The 26,599-nt window shown below is 63.7% G+C and carries 26 protein-coding genes; 14 read left to right on the forward strand and 12 right to left on the reverse strand.

The features are described 5' to 3' along the window. The first annotated feature begins 54 nt into the window (after positions 1-54). Both C5C07_RS03460 and C5C07_RS21010 read left to right on the forward strand, forming a co-directional pair. On the forward strand, positions 55-807 hold the full coding sequence (locus C5C07_RS03460; RefSeq protein WP_233510273.1) for a transcription initiation factor IIB family protein: 753 nt from the start codon (positions 55-57) through the stop codon (positions 805-807). A gap of 80 nt (positions 808-887) precedes the next feature. Next, positions 888-1,349: a hypothetical protein gene (locus C5C07_RS21010; protein ID WP_147302005.1), complete on the forward strand. Its 462-nt coding sequence runs from the start codon at positions 888-890 to the stop codon at positions 1,347-1,349. Between the two features lie 69 nt (positions 1,350-1,418). Here the strand turns inward: C5C07_RS21010 and C5C07_RS03465 are convergent, their stop codons facing one another. Then, the gene (locus C5C07_RS03465; RefSeq protein WP_115804557.1) at positions 1,419-1,718 is read right to left on the reverse strand and encodes a DUF3006 domain-containing protein; all 300 of its coding nucleotides are present in this window, start codon (positions 1,716-1,718) and stop codon (positions 1,419-1,421) included. Continuing rightward, a complete protein-coding gene (locus C5C07_RS03470) occupies positions 1,718-3,166 on the reverse strand; it encodes a lamin tail domain-containing protein (protein WP_115804558.1) in 1,449 nt (482 codons plus the stop codon). Before C5C07_RS03470 ends, C5C07_RS03465 begins: the two co-directional genes overlap by 1 nt. A gap of 156 nt (positions 3,167-3,322) precedes the next feature. Here C5C07_RS03470 and C5C07_RS03475 point away from each other — a divergent pair, with 156 nt between their 5' ends. Together C5C07_RS03475 and C5C07_RS03480 are read left to right on the forward strand one after the other, a co-directional pair. Beyond that, positions 3,323-3,628: a DUF6516 family protein gene (locus C5C07_RS03475; RefSeq protein ID WP_004973038.1), complete on the forward strand. Its 306-nt coding sequence runs from the start codon at positions 3,323-3,325 to the stop codon at positions 3,626-3,628. A gap of 24 nt (positions 3,629-3,652) precedes the next feature. Further along, positions 3,653-4,057 (forward strand): transcriptional regulator, encoded by a 405-nt coding sequence (locus tag C5C07_RS03480; RefSeq protein WP_115804559.1) that lies wholly within the window; start codon positions 3,653-3,655, stop codon positions 4,055-4,057. Positions 4,058-4,197: 140 nt separating this feature from the next. On the opposite strand, the gene C5C07_RS03485 is transcribed toward C5C07_RS03480, so the two are convergent. The 7 genes from C5C07_RS03485 to C5C07_RS03510 form a co-directional block, all read right to left on the reverse strand. Beyond that, complete coding sequence (locus C5C07_RS03485; RefSeq protein ID WP_233510275.1) at positions 4,198-6,252, reverse strand: VirB4 family type IV secretion system protein; 2,055 nt, start codon at positions 6,250-6,252, stop codon at positions 4,198-4,200. Further along, a complete protein-coding gene (locus tag C5C07_RS03490) occupies positions 6,245-7,348 on the reverse strand; it encodes a hypothetical protein (RefSeq protein ID WP_115804561.1) in 1,104 nt (367 codons plus the stop codon). The genes C5C07_RS03485 and C5C07_RS03490 overlap by 8 nt, the downstream gene beginning before the upstream one ends. Further along, positions 7,348-8,460: a hypothetical protein gene (locus tag C5C07_RS03495; protein WP_115804562.1), complete on the reverse strand. Its 1,113-nt coding sequence runs from the start codon at positions 8,458-8,460 to the stop codon at positions 7,348-7,350. Before C5C07_RS03495 ends, C5C07_RS03490 begins: the two co-directional genes overlap by 1 nt. Positions 8,461-8,556: 96 nt before the next feature. Then, positions 8,557-10,197 (reverse strand): hypothetical protein, encoded by a 1,641-nt coding sequence (locus tag C5C07_RS21015; RefSeq protein WP_147302006.1) that lies wholly within the window; start codon positions 10,195-10,197, stop codon positions 8,557-8,559. Between the two features lie 34 nt (positions 10,198-10,231). Further along, positions 10,232-10,477, reverse strand: coding sequence for a hypothetical protein (locus C5C07_RS03500; RefSeq protein ID WP_004973027.1), 246 nt, complete (start codon positions 10,475-10,477; stop codon positions 10,232-10,234). Positions 10,478-11,016: 539 nt separating this feature from the next. After that, positions 11,017-12,798, reverse strand: coding sequence for a histidine kinase N-terminal 7TM domain-containing protein (locus tag C5C07_RS03505; RefSeq protein WP_049904958.1), 1,782 nt, complete (start codon positions 12,796-12,798; stop codon positions 11,017-11,019). 114 nt (positions 12,799-12,912) lie between these two features. Further along, on the reverse strand, positions 12,913-13,815 hold the full coding sequence (locus tag C5C07_RS03510) for a UbiA family prenyltransferase (RefSeq protein ID WP_004973023.1): 903 nt from the start codon (positions 13,813-13,815) through the stop codon (positions 12,913-12,915). A gap of 190 nt (positions 13,816-14,005) precedes the next feature. Between C5C07_RS03510 and C5C07_RS03515 the strand changes: the two genes are divergently transcribed. The 4 genes from C5C07_RS03515 to C5C07_RS03530 all read left to right on the forward strand — a co-directional run bounded on the left by C5C07_RS03515 (position 14,006) and on the right by C5C07_RS03530 (position 16,101). After that, complete coding sequence (locus tag C5C07_RS03515; protein ID WP_199522719.1) at positions 14,006-14,404, forward strand: MoaD/ThiS family protein; 399 nt, start codon at positions 14,006-14,008, stop codon at positions 14,402-14,404. Positions 14,405-14,503: 99 nt separating this feature from the next. Then, positions 14,504-14,971, forward strand: coding sequence for a zinc ribbon domain-containing protein (locus C5C07_RS03520; protein WP_004973020.1), 468 nt, complete (start codon positions 14,504-14,506; stop codon positions 14,969-14,971). Positions 14,972-15,113: 142 nt separating this feature from the next. Beyond that, positions 15,114-15,680, forward strand: a complete 567-nt coding sequence (locus tag C5C07_RS03525) for a hypothetical protein (RefSeq protein ID WP_004973018.1) — start codon at positions 15,114-15,116, stop codon at positions 15,678-15,680. After that, positions 15,673-16,101, forward strand: coding sequence for a hypothetical protein (locus C5C07_RS03530; RefSeq protein WP_115804563.1), 429 nt, complete (start codon positions 15,673-15,675; stop codon positions 16,099-16,101). Before C5C07_RS03525 ends, C5C07_RS03530 begins: the two co-directional genes overlap by 8 nt. Positions 16,102-16,147: 46 nt before the next feature. Here C5C07_RS03530 and C5C07_RS03535 read toward each other — a convergent pair whose 3' ends face one another. Together C5C07_RS03535 and C5C07_RS03540 are read right to left on the reverse strand one after the other, a co-directional pair. Continuing rightward, complete coding sequence (locus C5C07_RS03535; protein ID WP_004973017.1) at positions 16,148-16,459, reverse strand: YdhR family protein; 312 nt, start codon at positions 16,457-16,459, stop codon at positions 16,148-16,150. 140 nt (positions 16,460-16,599) lie between these two features. After that, complete coding sequence (locus C5C07_RS03540) at positions 16,600-17,424, reverse strand: winged helix-turn-helix domain-containing protein (protein ID WP_115804564.1); 825 nt, start codon at positions 17,422-17,424, stop codon at positions 16,600-16,602. A gap of 200 nt (positions 17,425-17,624) precedes the next feature. Between C5C07_RS03540 and C5C07_RS03545 the strand changes: the two genes are divergently transcribed. Both C5C07_RS03545 and C5C07_RS03550 read left to right on the forward strand, forming a co-directional pair. After that, a complete protein-coding gene (locus C5C07_RS03545; protein ID WP_004973012.1) occupies positions 17,625-17,846 on the forward strand; it encodes a hypothetical protein in 222 nt (73 codons plus the stop codon). A 59-nt stretch (positions 17,847-17,905) separates the two neighbouring features. Further along, positions 17,906-19,312 carry an FAD-binding oxidoreductase gene (locus C5C07_RS03550; RefSeq protein ID WP_115804565.1) on the forward strand — a complete coding sequence of 469 codons (1,407 nt, stop codon included), beginning with the start codon at positions 17,906-17,908 and terminating at the stop codon, positions 19,310-19,312. Positions 19,313-19,369: 57 nt separating this feature from the next. Here C5C07_RS03550 and C5C07_RS03555 read toward each other — a convergent pair whose 3' ends face one another. After that, positions 19,370-19,879, reverse strand: a complete 510-nt coding sequence (locus C5C07_RS03555) for a hypothetical protein (protein WP_115804566.1) — start codon at positions 19,877-19,879, stop codon at positions 19,370-19,372. Between the two features lie 167 nt (positions 19,880-20,046). Between C5C07_RS03555 and C5C07_RS03560 the strand changes: the two genes are divergently transcribed. The 4 genes from C5C07_RS03560 (at position 20,047) to C5C07_RS03575 (ending at position 26,599) form a co-directional block, all read left to right on the forward strand. Further along, complete coding sequence (locus C5C07_RS03560) at positions 20,047-22,749, forward strand: ABC transporter ATP-binding protein (RefSeq protein ID WP_115804567.1); 2,703 nt, start codon at positions 20,047-20,049, stop codon at positions 22,747-22,749. A 148-nt stretch (positions 22,750-22,897) separates the two neighbouring features. Beyond that, positions 22,898-24,622 carry an ABC transporter substrate-binding protein gene (locus C5C07_RS03565; RefSeq protein WP_115804568.1) on the forward strand — a complete coding sequence of 575 codons (1,725 nt, stop codon included), beginning with the start codon at positions 22,898-22,900 and terminating at the stop codon, positions 24,620-24,622. Between the two features lie 25 nt (positions 24,623-24,647). Then, entirely contained in the window at positions 24,648-25,667 is a 1,020-nt protein-coding gene (locus C5C07_RS03570; protein ID WP_008091945.1) for an ABC transporter permease, read from the forward strand. Further along, complete coding sequence (locus C5C07_RS03575) at positions 25,664-26,599, forward strand: ABC transporter permease (protein WP_008091946.1); 936 nt, start codon at positions 25,664-25,666, stop codon at positions 26,597-26,599. Before C5C07_RS03570 ends, C5C07_RS03575 begins: the two co-directional genes overlap by 4 nt.

Consider the following 26,599-nt stretch of genomic DNA (forward strand, 5'->3'; position numbering starts at 1 on the left):
GCGTGTGGGCTCATCGTCGACCAGTACTATTTCGACCACACCCACGGCCCGCGTGTGTTCGACGAGGACCCACACTCAGTTCCGCGAACGGGTGGCCAACTCACTCCAGCACGACACGACAGAGGAGTCTCCGCGGAAATCGGTTACAACCGCGATGCGAACGGCCGGACGGTGTCTGCCAAGAAGCGACGACAACTTCACCGACTTCGGCGCGAACATCGCCGGGCACGCTTCGAGACGAAAGCGGAGCGAAATCTCGCGACCGCGCTCGGTGAAATCAGCCGGATGGGAAGCGCACTCGACTTGCCGTGGAGTCTCATCGAAGAGGCGAGTCAGCTCTACCGACGCGCCCAAGACGCAGACCTCATTCGGGGGCGGTCAGTCGAGATGATCGCCGCGGGGAGCCTGTATGCGACGTGTCGTCGTCGTGGCCTCCCACGCCCACGTGATGAAATCGCGAGCGTCGCGCGCTGTTCGTGTGACCAAGTCCAGACGGGCTACCGGGCGCTCAACAGCGAGTTAGGAATCGATGCACAGGTGGTCACCGCGCGGACGTACGTCACTCGACTCGGCTCCGAGAGCGACCTCTCCTCGCGGGTGCAGTCGCGGGCGTACGAACTCGCGACGAGTGCGGACGAAGAAGGGATCACAAACGGGCGGAACCCGGCTGGCGTCGCGGCGGCGTGTCTCTACCTCGCGGGAACTGAGTTCGATGTGGGACCCACACAGACTGCACTCGCCGCACTCGCGGACGTCTCGGTCCCAACGCTCAGAGCGCGGTACGTCGAACTGACAGCACTGGCGTGAGTTGGGCGAACGACCTACTAAATTCTCAAATTTAGTATTTTAGTCCATAGCGTTATCAGCGATTATTATGATACTCGCTTATGGACAATTGCAGTTATCAACGGCGAGCATTCATCGCAGCAACGACTACTGGGCTGCTCGGTGGGCTGGCTGGTTGTACCGGGGGAGACAGTGAGGCAGAAGCAGTGAGCCCGGACCCTGAGCCGACACAGACGAGCGACGAGTCTGGCCAAGCAGCGCCCACGTGTGATACGTCTAAAGTTGAGGATGAATCGCTCATCAAAGCTCGGTGGGAAGGATACGCGAATGGGACGACAGAAATTGAGAGTGTAGATTTGACCGTGACGAGTGTTGTTGATTTCCCGATACAAGTTGCCGCACAAGTCTTTTTCTACAGGGAGAAAGGAGGGTTCGAGCCATCAACTATCGCAAAGAAGGGGTTTGGCGTTCTCGAACCAAACGAGCGGAAGACGCTGACCGTCACCAGAACAGGAGTTAGTTCCAAAGATTGGGACGTCGAACTGCTGTTTAGCTGTCCCTGACAGTCGTTCTGTAGTAACTGGGCCTCCTCGAGCGCACAACTCGTGGACAAAACGGCGACAGCCGTCTGCTTAGGCGTCTTCGTCGTCTGCGTTGTCAGCAGCCGGCGGGCGTCGCGAGAGGCGGTCGAAGCGTGACTGGGCGGCCTCGGTTCGCGCCTCGGTTTCGTCGGGTTCGTATCGACCACCGTCGTATGCGCCGTCGACGACGGAAATCGTCAGGACTGCGTTTTGGGTTCTCGCTCGCCACGGCAACGCATCGCGGTCGACGACGAGTTGGTCGATATCTTGACCGTCTGCTTCGACGAGCAACACCGCGCGGTCGTCCTCGAATCGGTCGACTGTCGCCGTGTACGTCCCGTCTGGAATCATCAGTATGTCTCCTCAACTACGACCGCACCGGTATTATCCGTCACGGTGATGGTATCGCCACCGTTGTTCCAGATGGCCGACCCAGAGCCCCAGTAGTAGTCTGTCGACGTATCCGTGCCAGTCCCGGTGTGGAGGGTAATCGTCGCACTTGCGTCAAGTGTCGTCCCCGATGGGAAGGTGTACGTCCGACCTGCGGCATCGGAGACAGTCCACCCGGAGATATCGAGCGTCTCGCTTCCGGTGTTCTCGAAGACAATGTACTCGTCGTTCAGATTGTCCGTGTCGGCCCCCGCAGCATCGGCGTGAACATCAGCGACGACAAGCGACGCAGTTGTCGGCTCGGTCTCAGTTTCAGTCCCACCGTCGGTTGCGACCGGCGTGAGCGTCGCGACCGTTCCGTCGGTCGTAATCGTCGTCCGGGCCGACACGTCGCCAGTCGTTCCCGGTTCGACTGCCGTCCCCTCACGGAGTTGTGTCGGGTCAGTCGGTGCATCGCGTTGGGTGCTCACGGTGACTTGCTGGCCGTCGCTTTCGAAGACAATCGTTCCGTGCGTTGCCGTCCAGTACGTCGGGACGGACTGCGCTGCGAGTCGAGACAGCGTCTCTTCGTTCGGGTGGCCGTACTGGGAGTCGTACGCGCTCGAGACGACGGCGACCTGTGGCTGGACGGCCTCGAGGAACGGTGCGGTGGTACTTCCAGCGGAGCCGTGGTGGCCCGTTTTGAGTACCGTCGCGTGCAACTGCGAACCGTACGTGTCGACGAGATACTCTTCGGCTTCGTGTTCGGCGTCGCCGGTAAACAGGAAGCGCGTCGACCCGAACTGCGTCATGAGGACGATACTGTTCTCGTTGCGATCTTCGTTGGCGAGGTAGCCCTCGGGTGGTGACAGGACCTGTGAGGTCACCGCTCCCATTTGGATTTCGTCACCGGCCTGCGTGCGGTAGAGCGGCACGTCGTGTTGTTCGACGGCATCGAGATACGCCTCGTACGTCTGGGAGGTGGAGGTAATCCCGGGGTCGTACACCGCACCGATACCGTCCGCCTGCGTTTCGAAGTAGTCGATAACAGCCGCGTTCCCACCGATGTGGTCCGCATCGGAATGGGAGGTCACGAGATAGTCGATGCGATCGATCTCGTGTGCTTGGAGGTACGAAAGCACGTGTTCACCGTCGTCTCGGAAATCACCGGTGTCGATCAGCATTGTCTCACCATTGGGTGCGACGAGGAGTGTACTGACTGACTGTCCGACGTTGATGAAATGAACCTCAAGTGTGCCGTTGACCGACGTGACAGTCTGGGATGATTGTGTCGTCGCAGTCGGTGTTGTCGTGGTCGTTGCTGTCGGCGACGCAGTTGTTCCTGTGTCGAGTGCGGGGCCACCGGCACCAGTACAGCCGGCGATGAAAACGAGGAGGACGACCGCAATCGTCCGGACCTGGAGCGTCATACGACGATATCGGCGGCAGGTGGTTTATCTGTTAGTGGCCCTCTGAAATTCTTGGAAGTTGACACAGACGGAGTGCTGAATACAGCGCTGTCTGTGTAGGGTATGTATTTCGGTCCATAGGCTTATTCCTATGGAGGTAATAACATAGGGTGACGGATGGCGTCCTACATCACGATTGCAGATTGGAAGGCTGTCAAAGACGAATACGTCGTCAATGTAACCATCCGCCAAACGGAGGCTGATAAGTATCCTAGTGGGTGGGACTACAGTCTCCATCTCGGCAGCCTCGGTGGGGACACCATCCTCCGGTACGACAACGCCCACGAACGGACGAAGGGTCATGAGCGACATACCGGGTCTGAAGTCAAGATCATCGACTTCCCTGGGATGCTGACGCTCTACGACCGATTCAAAGAAGAGGCCGAGGAGATGTCATCCGTCTCCTGGGACTGGGAAACGTGAGAAATCGCGACAGGTGACCACGACATGACGAAGCTCAAAGTGACGGTTGGTGAGGGGAACGACCTCGACGAACGCACGAGACAGCGACTCAAGGCGGCACAGGCAGGTGAGGAACTCGAAGACGCTCAGCCGGTGCTGAACTTCGACTCGTTCGCAGAACTCAGTCGGCTGCTCAGTCCGAAGAACCTCGAACTGTTAGAGGCGATCTCTGAGGACGAGCCGGACAGCATCCGCGAAGCCGCAGAATTGGTTGACCGTGATTACAAGCAGGTTCACCGGAATCTGACTGAACTGGCTGACATCGGTGTGATCGACTTCGAAGGCGGTGGCCCCGGACTCCCGAAGAAACCCGTACTAGCCTACGACGGTCTCGAAATTGACCTTCCGTTCAACAACTCGAACAACAACGTTGGTGCCGCCGCGCCGTAGCCTGCGAGGACCACGGCTCGACGAGCCGATACCGGGTCCCTCGCGTCGCGCCTTCTTGTTCGATGAGTCGTGAACCGCCTCGGGGTCAAGCCCCGAGGCACTCGCCTTGTTCATCTGTAGATTAGTACCAAAAAACCCCGTTAGTCGTCAGCGAGTGGGCTCTCTACTCGGTCGTGTGCGCCGGGGTCGTAATCGATGACCTCGGTCTCGTCGGGCATCGCCCGCACCTCAATCCCGCGCCACTCGCCGTCGAGTCCAACGAGCGCTTGTGAGTAGCCGAGTCGGTCAGAGCCGGGGACGGCGTCTTGGACGAACCGCATCTGTGCGTAGTTGAGGCCGAACTCGTTCGCCCAGGTCTCGTCCATCCCGTCGAGATGGTGGAACTGTTTGATGGCACATTGGTCGAGAATCGCTTCCGACTCCGGATGTTGGAAGAACTCGTCGACGGTCTGGGTGACGAGCCGAATCGAGAGGTCGTGGTGACGGTGGTGTCGGAACACCGTCTCGAGGAACGACAGGCTCTCTGTGTCCTGCATGATGTAGCGGGCTTCGTCGATGACGAAGACGACCTCGTTGTCGGTCTCTTTGGCCCGCTCGTAGACGGCGGCGATGAGCAACTGCATGAGCAGGCTCGTACTGCCACCGACGGTTCCCTCCTGTTGGCCGAGGTCGAGATAGATGAGCTTCTCGTCGCGTATCTCGAACTCAGTCGGCCGGCCGAGATTTTCGTAGCGGCCACCGGCCGCGAACGGGCGCAGCTGGTCGATGAGCCATGCTGCGTCCGCTTCGAGCTTCGCCGTCTCGACAGGACTGCGAACGACAAAGTCTTCGGGCGTCTCGGACATCGTCGTCAGCACGTCGAGGACGTCACGCATCGTCGGGCTCTCGTTGTCATGCGTCGCCACGTCGTCGGTGATCCCCTGTTCGTGATACGCTTCGGTGATGGCCAACTCGAGGGTCGTTCGGTGGTCGCCGAGGTGGATGCCACGGAGCGAAAAGAAGTTCGTCAGGAAGCTCAGCACACTATCGATTTTCTCGTTGAACGGACTGGCATCATCGCCGAGCGTTCGCTGGACGCGCGGCGGTATCGGTTTGATTTCGAGGGGGTTGAGTCCCATCTTGCCACCCACCGTAATCCGGTGGGCGTTGAGCGCTTCGGCGACGCCGGCCCAGTTATTGAGTGGTTCGAGAATGATGCCGATGCGGTCTTTCGAGTTTGCAATCGAGCGGATGAAGTTCTGTTTTGCGCCGAACGACTTTCCGGAGCCGGGGTCGCCGACGGTGAACATCGCATAGCCGTTTTCGCGGGCGAACGCATCGATAACGACCGGGCTGTCGTTGTGTCGGTGAATGCCGACTTCGACGCCATCGGGTTCGAGAATCGTTGGATTGTGTGGCGACGCAAGCAACGCTCCCACGGCCCCGCCGAGGGCAACTACGTCTTCGTCGAACGGGTTGGGACCGAGCGGCGCGGCTGCTTGGAGTCCGCGGTCCTGTGCACAGGTCGCCGTCTTCGGCGTGAGGTTTGCGGGATGGTCGCGAAGGCGTCGCTTGACGGTTCGAACCGCCTCGCGAAGCTCGCCTCGGGTCTCACCACGCACGGTCAGAAACATCGCCTGTGAGAAGACGTGTTGGCCTTCTTCGACGGCGGTGTAGGTCGCGGTGGCTTCGTCAGCCCGCGTCTGGAGATACGAGCCACGAACAGTCTGTTCGAGTTTCGCGTCGACTTGGAGGTTATCGGCGAGCGTCTGCAGTTGGTCGCGAGCGCGAGCTTGATTTTTCGGCTGTAAGCGAACCGTACAGTCAAACTCGATATCGGTGAGATTGAACAGTTCGTTCAGATAGCCGTCTTTGGGATAATCGGGGTAGGACGCCAGATAGAGCGTCGTCGTCCATTGGTCACCGACACGTGCGGCGCGGGTATCCCACTCGATTGCGGCGGGCGCGGCCATCGAGGCGTGTGCGGTGTCAATTGCGTCCAGTATTTGACGGTCGTCGTCTGCTTGCTGTAACACCGACTCATCGAAGACGGCAGTTGGGTCGAACGCCGCAGTCGGTTGGTTCAGCCGACGCCAGCCGACCGTGAGCGCGACGCCAGCCAGAAACGCCAGTCCACTCCCAACGACGGCCCACAGGAGTGGTGCCGACAGCGACGTGAGATTCGACTGGAACGGGAGCACCGGCGTCTCAAACATCGGTCTCCTCCCGCTGGCTGTGTCCGAGCGCTGGTGCCGTTCGAATACTCGCTTCCGGGTCGCCGTACTCGTGGACGGCTCCATTCCAAAACTCGACTGACAGCAGGAACTGCTCTGTCGTTGAGAGCCGTCGGGCTGCCCAACCGCGTTGCTTCCCGATGAGTTCTGTTTCAAGTGTGCGGCACCGTGTGTCGACGGCGTCAAAGAGACGAGCCCGAACCTCCGCTTCGGTCAGTCTCTCTCGGCGCGTCACGAACGGCGTGAGCAACACCCCCACGAGTGGGAGCGCTGTCAGTCGCTCTAGCGGTGTGTCCTCCTCGTGCAGGTCGCTGTAGACTTCGAACGGGTCGACTTCAACGCCGAGATAATAGCAGATCTCCTGTGTGCCAGCCATCTCTTCGGGTCGGGTTTCGCGATACTCGGTGAGGAGCCGCTCGAACGCCGGACTCTCGGTCACATCTTCGTCGGTGAGTCGGTCATCGATGCGGTCGATCAGTCGGTCGACGGGAAACGGACGCGTCGTTGCATGGAGGACGAGCGGAAAGTCGAGTTCGTTGTTTGCGAACGTCTCGGCGACGTGTTGTCGTTGGGCCCAGTCGCCAGACATCGCGAAATCCATGTTCGATGGATTGAGCTCGACCATCCCGACCATCGTCCCGTCAGTTCGTTCGAGCGCGCCTGCGCCAGGCCACGCAGCGGCGATATTCGTGAGGTCTTGGGTCTGCTCAGTCGGGACGAAGGGGTTGTACTCACCGAGTGTCTGTGTTTGGCTCCCAGTCGCGTCGGCTTCGGTGTCGGCGTATGCGGTCGTCACTGATGATCGGCCGAGATAGTAGTGGACGAGGTCGCCGAGCCAGGCGGTCGTCGTTTGGTGTGACGGCGTCGCGTAGACGGTGAGAAGCCCGCAACACAGCCCGCCAAGCCCGAGGGGCCAGAGGAGCGAATCGATACCGGTCAGTCCAGCGATGAAGACCCCGACGATTGGAAAGCCAACGAGTGGGTAGAGGTCGCCCTCTTCGATATTGAGGATCGGAATCCGAACCTCTTCGCCGAGCGTTTTCAGGAGTCGTCGTTCTGCAGGTGTGTCTTGTGACATTAGTAGTATCCAGGGTCGTTCTCAGTTCGGCGATACGTCGGGACGCCGCGCTGGCCGTTCGCGTCAGAAGCGACGTGGTCGTGTTGTGTCGCCGTCGGCGGTGGTGACGACGGCTCGAGTGTGGTTTCAACGGCCCGGGCCGCTGCAGACCGCGCGCCGAGTTTCGCGACCGAGGCGGCACCGGCTGGGCCGCTGACGACGCCCGCACCGACAACCGTTCCAGCGGTGGCAGCGAGTCGCCCAGTCCGCTGTACCGCCCGCGTCGTTCGCGGGATGACATCGCGGAAGAGTCGCCATGCAATGTAGACCGACACGAGCGGGAGCGACGTCGCGAGCAGATACCGAGCAAAGGCGCTTGCTGGCAGCAGCCCGAAGTTAGCGAACGACGTGAGGATGAGGTCGTACGCACCAAACAGCAGGGCAATCGGCAGGGGGACAATCAGGAGTGGGATGAATCGTCTGCACAGCGACGCTGTGAGTCGCGAGACGACGGGGAGGTTGGCGTACGTGACTGCGAGGCCGAACGGCATCGCGAAGATGTACCCGAACAACAGGAGATCACGAACGACAAACAGTGCTTGGAGGGCCCACATCCCAAGTGCGCCGAGCGCGCCGAGCCCGAACGCGAGAATCGGGTTCGTAATCGTCACGACCAGCAGGTCGGACAGCAACGTGCCGACGCTCGTCACCGGGGGGAGCAATAGCAGGGTGACTGCGTCAACGAGTGTGAGCGATGTTGCGGCAATCCAATACCAGCAGACGATGAGAACACCGCCTGTCCATGCCGACCGCGATGTCGCTCTCGCAATCAACGGATTTCCGAGATTGAACACCCGAATCGTGTTTCTCGCTTGAACGGCCATCACGAGGAGCAGTAACGCGAGGAAGGTGGTCTCCCCAGCGACGAGCGTCTCGTGGAGTGACTGCCACGGCTCGTTCGTCGGGACACCGATGCCAAGGACGCTCTCCGTTTGGGGAGTTGGCGTTCCGAAGGCGGCCGCAGTCAACTGTTCGTAGCCGTCAGTGATGCCGCGTTGAAACCAGCCGGTGACGGCTGTGAGAATGTCGGCAAACCACTCGCTGCCGAGTTCAGACAGCGTCGAGTCAGCCATGCCGCCTCCGGGTTCGACTGTGGGTCTTCGTGGGCAACCGCCTCGCTGGCGGTCGTGATCGGTACAACGGTGAAACGGGTTGTATACTGCGTCGTATCATGTGTTTGGAGAACTGAGGTGGCCAAGCTGGCGAGCGGCGTACAACACGCCACCAGCGGCGAGGAGGAGTTGTGACAGCTCCCAGAACGCGTCAGTAAGGCCCCGGAACGTGGTGAGAGGGTGCCACGTGGTCGTCGCATCGGCGGAGCGATAGGCACGCTGTCCCGGTCGCCACGTCGCTGGACGGTACGTCGCCCGATAGACGCCGGGTTCAGAAACGACGAGTGTCGCCTGTCCGGTCGCATTGAGCGACACAGGCGTTCCAGCGACGATGACCGTGCCACCGGAGTGGTTCGGTCCGGGTATCTCGGTCGACAGCGGTGCGCCAGTTGCTTCGTCTGTGAGGCTTACGCGAAGCGTTGCGTCCGTGGTGGAGTGTGATACAGTCGTCAGTTCGAGCGAGACATTCCGCACACGCTGTGGCGTCGCTGGGAGCGAGCGTGTCGTCGGTGGGCCGAAAACGAGTCCGTGGAGCGTCACCGACGACGCAGCCGGATGATGAAGCCGGAGGCTGTCGACGTGCTGGTACGCCGTCGGTACAATCGAGAGGTTCGAGTCGTCGAGCTGTGGGCGTGCGTGCTGCGTGCCCGTTCGTTCTGCAACCTGTACCGGGCCCCATGGATGGGTCGGCGCTGGCCGCGGGCGTGTTGGAACGGCATGCACGACGAGCGGTCGGACTGTCGGCCGAACCGTCTCTGTTGTCGTCGCAGTCGCTTTGTCGAGCGTCTGCCACGCCGGCTCTTCAGCGGTGTAGAACCGCCACACGTTCTGAACCGCGTGGTCAGGTGTCCCCGAAAGCGTGTACCGACTCCACGACGTCATGTTCGAGAGGAGGACTTTGCGAGTCCCGTCGTGAGTCGCGAGGACGGCCGTCGTTGCCGCCGGCCGCGTGACGACGACGTCTCGTGTGTCGGTGACTGTGACGTTCGCGGTGATGAGTTCACTTGTCGTCTCGCGCGTGCCGTTTGCGGTGACCGTGACTGTCCGTTCGAACGCAGCGGTGACGGTTGCTGTGAGTCGGAACTGCGTTCGCCCCGTCGGCACCTGCTGGTAGGTGAACGTCGGTTGCTGTGTGTTCGAGTCGGTCGCGACAACGTCGGTCTTGGTGGCAAGCGAGACGGATTCGACACGATGGGACTGCAGTCGCCAAGTGACGGTCGTGTTTCCGGTCGTGACTGGGCTGGTGTCGACTCGATAATCGACATAGCCATGGACGGTCCCCGTCGGCCGGACGTACCGCGTTGTCGTCGCATTCTCGTGAACGAGCGTCGATGGCGACACCGTCAGCAGCGACACCCGAACGTCTTGGAGTCGGCCATTGGAACCGGTCGGGGCCGACGATGGACCGATGGACGTGCTTTCGTCACCCGGCGTAATCGACTGCCGAAGGCGTTCGTTCGCCGCCGTTACGTTGGGCGGCGTCTCGTAGGTGAAGTCCGTACACGTTGCGAGTAGCTCGGCTGGCCGGGGGTCGCGTCCGTACTGCTCGCGGTAGCCGTCTGTTGTGAGACAGGTATCCGCATCGTCCGACCACCGTGTCGCATTTGTGTGCGGGGCCGGTTGCGAGTCGTTCTCGGCTGCTGCTGCTCCAACGCCAGCCAGCACGACGAGCGCAATGGCGGCGAGTATGCATGTCACACTACGGACCGAAGTGTGAGACCTCACGCGACCGCTAGATGGGGACGAGGTCGATACACGTCGCGAGCGGGAGACCCATGGTTCCTCCAGCGACGGTGTAGAGCGGGCCGAGTAAGACGAGTGTGAGCGTCGACTTGAGTGCGGTTCGCTTGTGTCGCTTAATCTTCTCTCGTTGGTCTGGGCTGAGCGTGAAAATCTCCGATAGTGAGTTCCCCTGCCAGACGACGACGAGTCCGATGAGTCCAATCGTCGTCGTGAGCTGGAAGAATCCAGAGATCATCGTCGGGAGTCGGTCTGTTTGACAGATGACGCTCTCTTGGGCGAGTGCCGGGTCGACAGCAATGAGACTGAGGAAGACGAATCCAACCAGCCCGTGTCGAGCGAGATGTCTAACCGTCGGTACTGCGTGCGCGTGGGTGGAAGAGCGAGCGCGTGCTGCTGCTCTTCGGACCCGAGTGAATGGTCGAGTCATACTTCTTGGGTAGGCGGGCTTGCACCGCGCTCGAATGGCGACTGCCACCGAACTGTCACCGAATGGGTAGAATTCGGAGACTATCGCTCGTCTTTCTCGATAGCTAGCTATAAATTTGACGCAGCATTATCGATTATGATATTAACAAACCCTCTATTTCAACGGTTTGAATGCAATTTGACAACGATTTCTCAGTAAAAGCTTAGAATTGATATTTACGATTAGCGAGCAACCGTACTGTGATTTTATGACAGCCGATAGGGGTGTCGGCTGTATTCGGTCGACGATTCCGTCTGAGACGAGTGTGGCAAACTTGCGATAACAGATCTCTCCGGTCGCTGAACACCTCATTCGTCCCGCAACGCGGGAATCCGAAGCACCACTTCGGTCCCGCCCTCCTCGCGGGGGTGGAACGCGACGGTGCCGCCGAGTTGGTCGACGCCCCACTTCACCAGCCAGAGCCCGAGGCCGCTGGCGTGTCTGAGTTGCGTCTCGCCGTGGGCGTCGATGGCGGCGAGTTCGCTCGCGTTGATGCCGGGGCCGTCGTCTTCGACGCGAATCACGAGTTCGCGTTCGTCCGCGGTCGCCGTCACGGAGACGACCGGCGTCGACGACGGGTTGTGCTGGACGCCGTTCTCGACGAGTTCGCGAACGATGGGTTCGAGCGTGGGCGCGCAGACGATTTCGGGGTCGGGAAGCGACGAGAGCCGGATGTTCGCACCGGGGGAGTCGGCTCGGACGGCGTCGGCGGCGGCCCGTATCTGGACGGCCGCGGGGAGCAGGCGGATGTCGCCGCTCCCGTCGTTATCGCGGGCCACGCCGAGTTTCCGCGCTTTCTGGCTGATGTTGACGAGCGTCGACGCGTGGTCGTGGAGGGTTTGGGCGTGGTCCCGCGCGTCGTCGAGTTCGCCGCCGTCGATGTCGTCCAAGACGAGGTTCGCGTAGCCTTCGAGGAGGTTCGCCTCGGTCCGGAGGTTGTGTCGGAGGACGCGGTTCATCACCTCGAGTTGCTGGAGATTCAGCCGGCGGTCGGTCACGTCGCGGAAGACGAGCGCGTGGCCGATGTCGCGGCCGTGGTGGTCGGTGAAGGCGCTCGTCCGGAGTTCGAAGTACCGCTGGCCCGACCCGAGCCTGACGGTGACTTGGTCTGTGTCCCGCTGGTCGGGCGAGAACTCCTCGATAACGTCGCCGATGGGCCGCCCCTTGAGTTCGGCGTCGTCGTCGCCGAGAATCCGCGCGGCCGACTGGTTCACGTCGGTGACGCGCCACTTCGTGTCGGTGATGAGCACCGCGTCGGCCATCGTCTCGACCACGCGTTCGCGGGCGACCCACCGCGGGACCGGTCGGGCTTCGAGGAGTTCGTAGCGGCTGATGGCGACGGTACAGGCGAGTCCCGCGAACGCGAAGGCCGCGGGAGTCATGTCGATGGCCGGGCCGTAGAGTTCGAGGAGCGTCGTGGCGGCGTTGCCGAGGACGGGCATCAGCGCCCCGACGATGAGGGTGGCGGCCTGCAGTCGGTAGATCGTCGGCATGTCGAGCGCCGTCCGCAAGATGACGGCCGAGCCGGCGACCCACAGCAGGTAGCTGTATCCCAACACGACCCAGTACAGCGGCCCCCAGTCGGTCTGGAGGACGGTAATCGTCCGCCCGACGGCGGGGACGACGGTCACGGAGCCCCACATCAGGTGATGCAGGGGATTGGTCCACACGGCGACGAGGCTGGCGAGCGGGAGCGCAGAGAGCGCGAGGAGCGACGCCGGTGCGGTGTAGCGGTCTCGCCCGGCGTAGGAAAACGAAAACAGGAACCACGCGAGCGGGGCCGCGAGGACGCCGACCCACTGGAGGTTCGCGAGCGTGAGTTTGAGCGCCATGTCGTCGACGATGAGTTCGAAGAGGTAGCCCGCCGACCACCACCCGCTGGCGAGGCCGAACGCGACCAGCCCGGTCGAACCGGGCGTCGGCCGTCGCCGCCACGCGAACAGGACGACGTAGCCACTTATCACTGCGGTGAGTATCATCAGCCCCACGATGACGACGACGAGCGGCACCGGTTGCGTGAGGAAATGCGCACCGGCGGTTCCCCCGAACACCACCTGTTCGAAAGTAGGCCACCCGATGTTCGGAATCACTATCCAGATAGTTATTCATCGAGTGACAAAAGGGTATTCGAGAATTCGGGGTGGCCGCCTCGGGTCGACAGCTACGTCGGCGTCACTCCGAACGGGCTCTCGGCTCGGTGTGTATCACACGAACGCACCGGCGGGACCGGCAACCGAAGCGACGACCGCGACGCCGACGGCCATCAGTACGCCCTCGCCGTCACGGAGCGTACAGAGCCGCTCGACCGACCGGGACGACCCGGTGAGCGCGTGGGTAATCCACGTCGAATAGGCGACCGACGGAAGGAGCGCGACCGGAGCCCACGCGGGGACGACGCCGACCCACGACGCCGCCCAGACGAGTCCGAGCGAGACGAGTTCCAGTCCGTAGAGGCCCAGTTGCGTGCGGCGGACGCCGACGACCGTCGGCAGGGTCTCGACGCCGTTCCGGGCGTCGCCCGTCACGTCACGGACGTTGTGGACTTCGACCGAGATGGCCGAGCGGAAGAAGAACCACAGCGCCGCGACGGCCGCGCCGGCCGCGCCGGCGGCGTACTCGGGTGCCGTCGCGGCGACCGCGAGCGGGATGAACGCGACGGGGACCGCCCACGCGAGCGACACCGTCGCGGTGTTGACGAGAAAGACGTCCTTGAGTCGGTCGACAGACGACAGCGGGACGAGCGGGACGCTGTAGAACGCCGCGACGACGCCCGGAAACAGCGTCAGCCCGAGGGCGTAGACGCCGCCGTGCCGGACGGCGAGCCAGATCGCGACGGCGACGGCGACCACCGAGCACGCGGCGTACACCCGCGGGTGGGACGCCACGAAGGCGGTCCGCTCCGCGTAGTTCTCGGCGTCGGCGTCGAGGTCGGCGAGTTTGTCGAAGTTGTACACGCCGACGGTGATGAGAAAGCCGACGACGAGGGCGGCGTTCGGCGCGATTCCGGCGAGCGCGGACGCGACGAACACCTCGGCGATGGTCGACGCGCCGAGGAATACTGAGCTATGGACGACTGCACTGTACAGGCGGGGTGGGACGATTCGCATTGCGCCTTCGTGTCGTGGCGCGAGCGGATTAGTTGTGAGCCAGACAACAGTTCGGCGCAGTAGTCTAGTCTGGTCTGATCTGGTCTGGTCTGCGGCGCGTCCGAACGTGTTCGGGGCCTCGCTCATCCGGATTCGGTGCGTATCGGAGCGCATGGAGACACGGACTGCCGAGCGGGCGGAACGGAGAGAGATGGGAGCGACAGATGCGGCGTCGGAGACGGCCGAGACGGTGACGACGACGGTCGAGGTCAACCTGACCGGACACGTCAGGTCGGCCGCGGGCACGCATCAGGTCGAGTTCACCTTCGCGGGCGAGACGCTCCGGGCGTTCCTCGACGCGTTCTTCGAAGCCTACGACGTGCGTGACCTCGTCATCGCGGAGCGCGAGGCGGACGCGACGACGCGGGGATGGGCGCGGGTGGAACAACCCCCGGGCACGTGGCGGAAGAACCCCGAAGGGGAGCAGACGCGCCCCTACGCTCGTGTCCTCGTCAACGGCGTGTTCAACGAGAACCTCGACGGCTTCGACACGCTGCTCGAAGACGGCGACCGCGTCGCGCTCATGAAGCCGTTTTTGTACTGTGTGTGAGGGTGGCGTCTGCGTCGGTGAGTACCTCGGAGATGGCGGTGGGTCGCTCCCACGCCCGACCGCCACAGGACTAACGTCCCCCGCCGACAGATGGCAGGTATGTCATCGACCTCCGCGGACGACTCGACTCGCGACCGCGGCCCCGACGAGGCGTTCTGCCGCGACTGCGGCGCGGTCATCGACGCGCGCGCCGAAATCTGCCCCGAATGCGGGGTTCGCCAGCGCGACCCGCCGAAGTCGTCGATCGACTCGGCGCTCGACGACCTCCTCGAAGGCGGCAACCCCTTCGTCGCGGCGGTGTTGTCGGCGATTTTCCCCGGCCTCGGACAGCTGTACAACCGCGAACTCGAACGCGGCCTCGTCTTCGCGGTCGGCTTTATCGTCGCCTCTGTCTCGGTGATGGTCTTCATCGGCTTCCTCCTCGCGCCTGCCGTGTGGCTCTACGCGGTGTACGACGCCTACACCCGCGCCGAACTCCGTGCCGAGGAGTTACAGCGGGCGGCCGACCGGGAACACGAGACGGAGATTTCGGTTAGCGAGGCGGACGACGAGGAGCGCGAGGAATAGACGCGGAGCTTGGGGATAGGTTCGGTTTTCAGGCGTTTTTCATCCGGAGTGTTGCGTGCACGCTCTCCCACACCAACTGCGAAGTTCCTGAAATAATTCTGTTCGCAGTAGATATATCACCGCGAAGGGCGTTACTACGTGTATGGACACGACTGATACGCCCGATGAGATGTCGGACACGGGCGAAGAACCGCCTGCGTTCGATTCGTGGGAATCCCCAGGGGAACTGCTGAAGGGTGGGCCGACGAGAGAGCGTCTGCTGGATGTCGTCCTGCAGGTGCGCGAACCGACGAAAGTGTCGGTGATCGCTGAGCGTGCAGACTGTGATACGGAGACCGCACGGGACTACTTAGCGTGGTTTACCGAGATGGGAATCGTTCGTGAACTGTCTGGGCGACCGGTTCGGTACGAGCGGAACGATTCGTATCTGCGGTGGCGCAGAGTCGAGCGAATCCGCCAGCAGTACTCGGAGATCGAGATTGTCGAGCGGCTCAAAGAGACGGTCGATGCGGCCGAGGCGTACCGGGAACGGTTTGGCGTCGCATCGCCTGATGAGGTCTCCTTGGCAGACGAGCGCCACGAGGAGTCTGTCGAAGAGCGTTGGGAGGCCGTGTCTACGTGGAAGACGCTGGAGGAGCGTGCAGCCTTGTTAGATGCGGCGCGGCGCGATGAGTTGTCGGGCGGGCGTGCTGGGAGCATCAATGCGTGAGGACGAGCCGAACGGTACCGGCGGTATCGACAGCGATGTGTTGGAGCGGATTGGTCGGCGGTTGCGTGGAAGCGCTCGGTTCTCAACCGTCGAATATCGACCATCATACGCACCGAACGCCCTCGTGGCTGATTTTGACACCAGATATTTTCCGGCGGCCGTCGCGCGTGCATCTCTTCGTGTTCGGTGGTTTGTGACGGACGATTTCAGCGCACACTATCTCGAGCAGTATCGTGACGGAGGGTCGTGGGAATGTCGGTGGGACAGACACCCGAACAGCCACAACGACCGCGAGCATTTCCACCCGCCGCCGGACGCGGCGACGCCTGGTGAGGACACGGCGTTTGCGGGAGACTGGCGCGATGTCATTTCACGTGTGCTGTCGGAGCTGAGCGAGCGGATTCAGTCCTTCTGGGAGTAGCGTGTACGGCCTATACGACCTGTGTTGCGCAGCGCTGGGTGGTTGCTCACGCGGTTTCTGGTAGCCCTTCGGTCTCGCGGAGTGGGAACAACAGGTGGGCGTTCGTGACCGCTGGCTCGCCCTTCACGGCGTACGCCGCTCCGACGCCGGCGCTGAGGTCCGACGCGAAGTACGCGTCGCGGGACTCCTCCGAATCGAAGATGAAACACGCGCCGTACCGGTCGCGCTCTCGGTCGTGAACGAAGTACTTCTGTACGAGTCCGTCCACCGCTCGGAACTGCTTCGCCCGCTGGCGCATGGTCTCTTCGATGGCATCGTGCTCTAGCTCGGATTCGAACGTGGCGAAGACGATTTCCATAGTTCTTCATCCGAACGTTCGGTGCGAAGTGTTGTCATGATTCTTGCTGCGTAGTGCTCACTAGGTGAAATCCTCGGCTGAGGCTCGCGTTTCTCCGCAGGACAGTCGAGACTGCTGTTCGAAGCGTTCGTTCGCGTCTCTCAGCCACAGACCTCGGCGAGCACGTCTTCGAGCGGTGCCGCGAGGTCTTCAGCGGTCAACAGGGTCGCATCGGCCCGATAGGTCTCGAACACGTCCGTCACCCACTCGAGGAACACGTCGTCGTCCGATTCGATCATGCCGATCGAGACGTCTACGTCGTTCCGCACGACGAGACAGCCGACCCCATCGTGGACCATCACGGGATGCGAAATCTCGCCATCGTACACGTAAATGTCAGTACGGTCCGAGGCGACGATGGCTTCGAACTCGTCGAGAAACGCCGAGTCCATGGCGGACTCGAAGACGACCGGGGCGAACACCGCTTCGAACGTCTGTGTGCCGTGGACGATCGACCTGTATCGACCCTCGATGCACGGGTCGGGGAAGAAGTCGGTGAGACTACGCGCGGTCTCGGAGATTCGTTCGAGTTCCCGCACGCGAGAGACCACGGCGAACGGATTGTACTGCGTTGCGTGCGTGACGGTCGCGTCGGTCAGCTGCTCGACGCTGACGCCAATCTCCTCGAGCGGTACGTACGGGAGGAGTTCGTTCAACTCGCGTGCGACCGCCATGTCACCGTGAAATCGCGCGAACGACGCTGCGACGAACCTGCCGAGCGGCGTCAACGAGTAGTGAGAGCCGTCGCGGACGAGCCAGCCACGCTCTTCGAACGCCTGTACGATGCGGCCGATGGTGGCCGACGAGGCACCGGTCACCTCCCGAAGCGCCGCCCTGGAGCACCGGCCCTCGGCGAGCATCCGAATCACCACCGGACGGTGCTGCGAGTCCGCGAGGTACCTGATATCGTCGAGCGCCTCGTCCATGGTATAATCTAGCACGCTGTGCGCATAGCTGTTCGCGTTGTGACGGGAGAACAGGCGCGACACCCGGAGATTTCGGGGCGTCGTGACCTTCAGGACCCCTGTGCGTGTGGGTGGGTGCTCACTAGGTGAAACCCACACACCCCCTGTGATTTTAGCAGGAAGAATCATCACGTGGTCCGAGCGCCTCTGTGAGCGTGCATATGGGAGACAGAAACCACCTGCACGTGTGCCAGCACTGCGGCGTCGTCCACGCGACCGCGTCGCCGACGGCCCCCGAGGCGTGTGTCGTCTGCGAGGCGCTCACGTTCAGCCCGTCCGAACTGAACGCACTCCTCCGGACGAGAGGACGCATCGACCCCGAATCGACCGAGACTGACGGCGAGCGGGCGAGGTGGACCTCGCCACTCGTCAGTACGTCTTGAACTACTTCCTGTTTCGCTGAGGAATGCCTATTCCGACGGACAACGTCTGAAGATACGTTATGGACCGGTCTTACCCAGCGGTGGACGACGCCACTATCCGCGACCTCGACGCTCGTCTCCGCGGCGATGCACTCGGTCCGGAAGCGGACGGCTACGAGGAGGCCCGCACGGTATGGAACGCGATGATCGACCGGTATCCCGCCGTCGTCGTCCGGCCAGCGGACACGAACGACGTCGTCGCTGCCGTCACATTCGCTCGCCAGTACGGGCTGGCAGTCGCGGTCCAAGGCGGGGGCCACAACGTCGCCGGACACGGCGTCTGTGACGGTGGGCTGCTGATCGACTGCTCGTCGATGACGGAGATACGACTCGATGTCGAGACCAACACCGCCCGCGTCGAACCGGGTGTCACCGTCGGGGAGTTCGACCGGGCGACGCAGGTCCACGGCCTCGGCGCGCCGGCCGGAATTATCTCGGAGACGGGCCTCGCCGGGTTGACTCTCGGCGGCGGGTGGGGATGGCTCAGTCGTTCCTATGGGCTCACTATCGACTCCCTCCGGTCGGTCGAGGTCGTTACGGCCGATGGCGAGGTACGCCACGCGAGCGAAGACGAACACGAGGACCTCTTTTGGGGAATCCGCGGTGGCGGCGGCAACTTCGGCGTCGTGACCGCCTTCGAGTTTCGCCTTCACGAGGTCGGGCCGATGGTCCTCGCGGGGGTGCTCGTCTACCCGTTCGAGGTCGCCGGCGACCTCCTGCGGTTCCACCGGGAGTTCACGGCATCGGCCCCCGACGAACTCTGCTGTTACGCCTCGGTCAGGACCGCGCCGTCCGCGTCGTTCGTCCCGGCGGACGTCCGTGGGGAACGAGTCGTCACCGCCTACCTGTGCTACGCAGGCGCTCTCGAAGACGGGGAGCGTGTGATTCGGCCACTACGAGAGTTCCAAGAGCCGACGGTCGACCTGGTTCGACCGCGCCAGTACACGGAGTTCCAGGGACTCTTTGACGACGTGTACCCGCCGGGGTACCGGAACTACTGGAAATCACAGTTCGTTAGCGAGGCCGGGCTGTCCGACGGGGCCATCGAGACGCTCGTCGACTACGCGAACTCGGTGACGTCGCCGTACACGTCGATCGTCATCGAGCATCTGGGTGGCGCGATTTCGCGTCTCGATTCGGACGCGTCCGCGTATGCCCACCGCGACGCTGGCTACTCGTTCAACATCTTCACCCGATGGACCGACGCCGACGAGGACGACGAACACGTCGCGTGGACGCGGGAGTTCTTCGCGGCGATGGCTCCGCACCTCTCCGACGGCGTCTCCGTGAACTTCCTCAGCCGCGAGGGGAACGAGCGCGTTCGCGCCGCCTTCGGGGACAACTACGACCGGTTGGTCGAACTGAAACGCCAGTACGACCCGGAGAACCTGTTCCGGGTGAATCAGAATATCGCGCCGCGGGCCTGACGGAGAACAAGTTCCGCAGCGGAAAAAAAGCGTCTTCGACGGTCGGCGACGCGACGACTAGGCGAACTCGTCCGACAAATCGGCGTCCCAGTCCGGCGGGAGGAGCGGGTCGGGGTCCTCGTGGACGAACTCGACGCCCTTGTCGGGGTCCAGCGGGTGGACCTTCGTCCGCATCGTCTCGCCGGCGTCGAGGAGCGAGAACATGCGTTCGGACTCCGCGAGGCGGTAGTACAAGGGGAGGCAGACGGCGACTTCGTCGTCGGTGGCGCGGACGACGAGCGCGAGGTAGACGAGGCCGCCGGTGACCGCGCGGAACGCCTCGTACTCGTCGAACGTCGCGCCCGTGACGGCGGCTTCGAGGTCGGGATAGACGTCGTCGCCGACGACCACGTCGAGGCCGACGTGGTCGACGATTTCGTCGCCCGCTCCGGGGACCGGGACCACGTCCCCCGGCAGGGCGACGACGACCGTCCAGTCTCGCTCCCGATAGTCGTCGGCGAGCGCCTCGCACTCTTCGACCACCGTCTCCCACGTGCCCGACTCGTCCGAGAGCGGATGTTCTTCCATGCGGCATGGTGTCGGAGTCCGCTACCTAAACTTTGGCTTCTCCCGCCGCCGTCGCGCGCTTTCGCGCGTCACGCGGGCGACCGCAGGCGATTCAGCATTATGTTTCCCACGTATCAATTGGCAAAAATTGAAAAGGTATTTCACGCCATGCAGGTCATTCCCAGTCAATGAGGAATCTACTCTCTCTTTCGGACCTTCGAACCCAGTTCTCGACCGGCCGGGGTCGGGTCAAGGCCGTCGACGGCCTCGACCTCACGGTCGGCGAGGGCGAGACGGTCGGACTGGTCGGCGAATCCGGGTCCGGAAAGAGTGTGACGGCGTTGTCGGCGATGGGACTCGTCGACGACCCCGGCGAAATCGTCTCCGGGTCGGTCGAACTCGAGAGCGCCCGACTCGCCGAGGAGTTCCGCGAGGAGTACACCAACCCCGCCTTCGTCGACGGCGACGTCGTCAACCTCGTCGACGCCCCCGAGGAGGCGCTGCGGGCCGTCCGCGGGCGCGAACTCGGGATGATCTTCCAGGACCCGATGACCTCGCTGAACCCCTCGCTGACGGTCGGCGAGCAGGTCGCAGAGAGCCTCCGACTCCACCAGTACGGCGGTCGCCGCAAGGACTCGTGGTTCAACGCGGTCCGCGAACTGCTCCCCCGCATCAGCCGCGACATCGACGACGAAGTCGTCGAGCGGACCATCGACGTGCTCGAATCGGTCGGCATCCCCGAACCCGGCGCGCGGGTCGACGAGTACCCCCACGAGTTCTCCGGCGGGATGCGCCAGCGCGTTCTCATCGCCATCGCGCTCGCCTGTCAGCCGCGCGTGCTCGTCGCCGACGAGCCGACGACCGCGCTCGACGTGACCATTCAAGCGCAGATTCTCGACCTCATCGACGACCTGCAGGAGGACCTCGGCATGTCGGTGCTCATGATCACCCACGACCTCGGCGTCGTCGCCGAGACGTGCGACCGGGTCGCGGTCATGTACGCCGGTGAAATCGTCGAGGAGGGGCCGGTCGAGGAAATCTTCCACAACCCCTCGCACCCCTACACGTACACGCTCCTCGAATCGCTCCCGAGCGAGGAAAAAGAGCGCCTGACGCCCATCGAGGGCAACGTGCCGGACCTCATCGACATGCCCGAAGGGTGCCACTTCGCGCCCCGGTGTCCGTGGGCCCAGCCGGAGTGTACCTCGGGCGAGATACCGTACAAGCAACACGGCGACGACGCCGTGGACCACCGCTCGAAGTGCATCCTCGACGACTTCGACACCGACGAGTACGGCGGCGACGCCATCGAATCGTCGACGGGTACCGAGCCCTCCGACACGCCGCTGCTCGAAGTCGACGGCATGCAGAAGTACTACGAGCAGGCCGACGGCCTCCTCGACCGCTTCCTCGGGGCGGACGACCGGAGCGTGAAGGCGGTCGACGGCATCGACTTCACGGTCTACGAGGGCGAGACGCTCGGCTTGGTCGGCGAGTCCGGCTGCGGGAAGTCCACCGCCGGGCGGAGCCTCCTGCACCTGACGCCGCCGACCGGCGGGCGCGTCGTCTTCTCGGGGACGGACCTCTCCGGGCTCGACAGCGACGAACTCCGCGCGATGCGCCGCGACATGCAGATGATCTTCCAGGACCCGCTGTCGTCGCTGGACCCGCGGATGACCGTCGGCCAGACCATCCGCGAGCCGCTCGACGTCCACGACCTCCCCGTGTCCGACCCGGACGTGCGCGGCGAGGCCGACGTCACCGTGACCGGCATCGACGCCGAGCGCGTCTCGGTCACCGCGAGCGACGAGATCGACGCCATCGTCGGCTCCTCGAACGGCGTCGCAACGGCCACCGTGACCGTCACGGTCGCCGACGGCGAGGTCGACGTGGCCGTCGAAGAGCGGCTCCGCGCCGAGGTCGAAGTCGAGCGCGAGGGTGACGTCGTCTCGGGCGTCACCGTCCGCGTCACGCCGGGCGACTCGACCAGCGAGCGCCGGCGTCGCCGGGTCCACCAACTGCTCGACGCGGTCGGCCTCGAAGTCGGCCAGTACGACCGCTACCCGCACGAACTCTCGGGCGGCCAGCGCCAGCGCGTCGGCATCGCCCGCGCGCTCGCGGTCGACCCCGACTTCATCGTCGCCGACGAGCCGGTGTCGGCGCTCGACGTGTCCGTGCAGGCGCAGATTCTCAACCTGCTCGAAGACCTCCAGGAGCGCTTCGGGCTGACGTACCTCTTTATCGCCCACGACCTCTCTGTGGTTCGCCACATCTCCGACCGCGTCGCCGTGATGTACCTCGGCGAAATCGTGGAGGTCGCGGCGACCGACGAGCTGTTCGACGACCCGCGGCACCCCTACACGCAGGCGTTGCTGTCGGCGATTCCGGAGCCCGACCCGGCCGCCGAGACCGACGACCGCATCATCCTCGAAGGCGACGTGCCGAGCCCCATCAACCCGCCGTCGGGCTGTCACTTCCGGACGCGGTGCCCGCAGGTCATCCCGCCCGCGGACCTCGACATCGAGCAGGCGGCCTACCGCGAGGTGATGGACCTCCGCCAGCGCGTCGAGCGCGAGTCGCTGGACGTCGAGACCGCCCGCGACGCGGCGCTGGACGCGGGCGACCCGAGCGCCGAAGCGACGGTGAGCGCCGACGGCGGCACCGCCGGCGCGGACGCCGTCGTGGACGAACTCCGCGAGTCGCACCTGTCACACACGCTGTCGCCCGAACTCCGGGGCGTCGTCGACCGCGCGCTCGAACGCGTCGTCGCCGACGACTGGGACGAGGCGAGCGAGATTCTCCGCGAGCGATTCGAGAGCGTCTGCGAGCGCGACGCGCCCGAACTGGGCGAGCAAGCGCACCCCGCGGCGTGTCACCTCGTAGACGAATAGGCGGCGCGTCGGGGCCTATACGGCCTCTCGTCACCTATTCGACGTTTTTTGATTGTCTCGTATTTTTACCGGAACAGGTCGACGGTGTCTCTCGTTCCTCGCTTCAGCGCTTCGTTATTTTTATAGGGAGTCATTGATAGGTACACGTATGTCACAAGATGGCAATGATGTTTCGCGGCGTCGGTTCCTGACGGCCGCAGGAGCTGCTGCAGCGACGGCCGGACTCGCGGGCTGTTCCGGCGGCGGCGGTGAGGACACCACCACCGAATCCGGTGAGACGACCGGTGAGGGCGAGACGGACCAGACCGAGACGGAGACCGAAGACGGCGGGTCGACGTCGGTCCTCCGCTACGGTCGCGGCAGCCACTCGCCGACGCTCGACTTCCAGAACAGCACGAGCGGCGAGGTCGCGAAGGTGACCGAACAGCTCTACGACACGCTCATCAACTTCGAGCCGGGCCAGTCCACGCTGACGCAGGGGCTCGCCACCGAGTACTCCCTGGAGGGCCAGTCGGCCTCCATCACGCTCCGCGAGGGCGTGATGTTCCACAACGGCGAGGAGTTCACGGCGGAGGACTTCGTGGCGACGTATCGCCGCTTCGTCGACAGCGACTACGAGTACTACGCCGGCGACGACTACGTCTCGGCGTACGGGCCGTTCACCCTCGGCTCGTGGATCGACGAGATTCAGGTCGACGGCGACTACTCGATGACGATTCAGCTGACCCAGTCGTACGCGCCGTTCCTGCGTAACCTGGCGATGTTCGCGGCGTCGGTGCACTCTCTCGCCGCAATCGAGGAGTACGGCACGGACCTCAGTTCGAACCCCGTCGGCACGGGCCCGTTCCAGCTGAGCAACCTCGACGACGCGAACGAGCGCATCCGCCTCGAAGCCAACGCCGAGTACTGGGGCGAGGGGCCGAACGTGGACGAGGTCGTCTTCGTCACCATCGGACAGAACTCGACGCGCGCTCAGTCGCTCGCGTCGGGCGAACTCGACATCATCGACGGACTCGGCGCGCAGTCGTCCGTCCAGGTCGAAAACGCCAGCAACGCGAACCTCGTCCGCACCGAGGGTATCAACATCGGCTACATGGCGTTCAACATGGCGAGCCGCGAGGAGTTCCGCGACCGCCGCGTCCGGCAGGCCGTCAGCCACGCTATCAACACCGAAGCCATCGTCAACGAGATTTACTCGGGCTTCGCGACGCAGGCGAGCCAGCCGCTCCCGCCGAACGTCCTCGGTCACAACGACGACATCGACCCGTACCCGTACGACCCCGAGGAGGCCCAGCGCCTCCTCGAAGAGGCCGGCTACGGTGACGGCTTCTCGTTCGAACTGGCGACGTTCCAGAACCCCCGCGGCTACAACCCGTCGCCGATTCAGACCGCAGAGACCGTCGCGTCCAACCTCGGCGAAATCGGCATCGAGGTCGACATCAACCAGCAGTCGTTCGGGCCGTTCCTCGAATACACCGCCCAGGGCCGCCACGACGCGTGTTTCCTCGGCTGGTACACCGACAACGCCGACCCGGACAACTTCATGTACGTCCTCCTGCACCCGCAGGTAGAGGAAGGCGAACTCACGGAGGGACAGGACTGGGTCAGCTTCGACGCCGAAGGCTACAACACCAGTAACCGCTCGGCGTGGGCGAACCGCGACTACATGGACCTCGTCGAACAGGGCCAGAGCACCTACGACGAGGCCGAGCGCGAGTCGCTGTACAACGAGGCGAACCAGATCGCACACGACGAAGCCCCGTGGGTCTACCTCGACTACGCGGACGAGCTTCGCGGCGTCTCCAACCGCGTCAGCGGGTTCCAGATCGCCGCCATCAGCGGTCCGTACCTCAACCTGGTCAGCCTGAACTGAGGCACTGACCGCGCCCTCGACTTTCATGATTTCCACACGATTCGTACTCAAGCGGCTGCTGTTGCTCGTCCCCGTGCTGGTGGGAGTGGCGTCGCTCGTCTTTTCCATTCTGCACCTCTCGCCGGGTGACCCGGCGCTCACCATCGCGGGCGAGCGCGCCAGCGAGGAGTTCGTCCGGCAGATCGAAGAGAGCCTCGGCCTGAACGACCCCATCTGGGTGCAGTACGGGCGGTTCCTCGTCGATGCCGCGCAGTTCCAGTTCGGCGAGTCGTTCATCATCCAGCGGAACACCGCGGTCCGCGAGGTGCTCGCCAACAAGCTGCCGGTCACGCTCGAACTCGCCATCTACGGCCAGCTCATCGGTATCTCGCTGGGCATCCCGCTCGGCATCCTGAGCGCCGTCAAGCAGGACAGCATCACGGACCACCTGACCCGCATCGGCGCGCTCGCCGGCATCAGCGTGCCCATCTTCTGGAGCGGCCCGCTTCTCATCTTGCTGTTCGCGCAGGTGCTCGGGTGGCTCCCGACGAGCGGCCGCATCTCGGTCCTCTACAACGTCGAGGCCATCCGGGTGACGGGGCTCGTCACGGTCGACACCCTCATCGCGGGCAACTGGGAGATGTTCGTCTCCGCGGTCCGCCACATGATTCTCCCGGCGTCGGTCATCGGGGTTTACTCGATGGCGCTCATCTCCCGGATGATGCGTTCGTCGATGCTGGAGGTCATCCGGCAGGACTACATGCGGACCGCCCGCGCGAAGGGCCAAGGCGCGAAGATAACGGTCCTGAAACACGGCTTCCGCAACGCGATGATTCCCGTCATCACGGTCATCGGCATCCAGTTCGGTGGCCTGCTCGGCGGCGCAGTACTCACGGAGACGGTGTTCGCCATCGGCGGCATCGGGACGCTTCTGGTCGAGGCCATCAAGGTCGGCGACTACCCCATCGTTCAGGGGACGGTCCTGACCTTCGCGTTCCTGTTCACGCTGGTCAACCTCGGCGTCGACATCACCTACTCCGTCCTTGACCCGAGGATCGAACAGTGAGCACGGAAACCACGACCACGAACGAGACGGCGGCGGACGTCAACCAGCGCGGGCTCATCGACCGCTTGACTGCGTCGCCGTTCGTCTCCCGACTGCTGTCGAACCGCCTCGCGCTCGCCGGCATCGCCATCATCGTCGCGATGGTGGTCGCCGCGCTGTACGCGCGGCTGTTCTTGGACCTCGAGGTCATCACGCAGTCGCAGCTCGGGACGAACCCGAACCGCGCCGCGCCGAGTCTCGACTTCCCGTTCGGCACCGACGGACAGGCCCGTAGTCTCCTGCCGCGGGTTGCCTACGGCGCGTGGTACGCGATGCTGTTCGGCACCGTCACGGTCGCCGCCTCGACCGTCCTCGGCGTCGGCCTCGGCATCGTCGCGGCCTACTACAGCGACGTGACCGACAACGTCATCATGCGGACGATGGACGTGCTGCTCGCGTTCCCGTCGCTGCTGTTGGCGCTGGCGCTCGTCGCCATCTTCCCCGACGAACTCGGGCTGTGGCGGGCGGTCGCCGCCTTGACGCTCGTCTACACGCCGCGGTTCGCCCGGGTCGTCCGCGGGGCCGCGTTGACCGTGCTCGAAAACGAGTACATCGACGCGACGGTCGCGCTCGGCGCGGCCGACCCGCGGGTGCTGATTCGGCACGTTCTGCCGAACTGCCTCGCGCCCATCACGGTCCAGAGCACGCTCAACTTCGGGCTGGCCATCATCGACCTCGCGGCGCTGTCGTTCCTCGGCTTCGGTGCCGAGGCCGGCACGCCCTCGTGGGGGCTCATGCTCTCGAACGGCGTGAGTCAGGGCCTGCTCACGGGCGTCTGGTGGTGGTCGTTCTTCCCCGGGTTCTTCCTCGCGCTCACCGTGCTGGGGTTCAACCTCCTCGGCGACGGCATGCGCGACGCGCTCGACCCGCGGATGCGCGAAGCGGTCGACTGA

Source organism: Haloferax sp. Atlit-4N, assembly GCF_003383025.1.
Taxonomy (GTDB): Archaea; Halobacteriota; Halobacteria; order Halobacteriales; family Haloferacaceae; genus Haloferax; species Haloferax gibbonsii.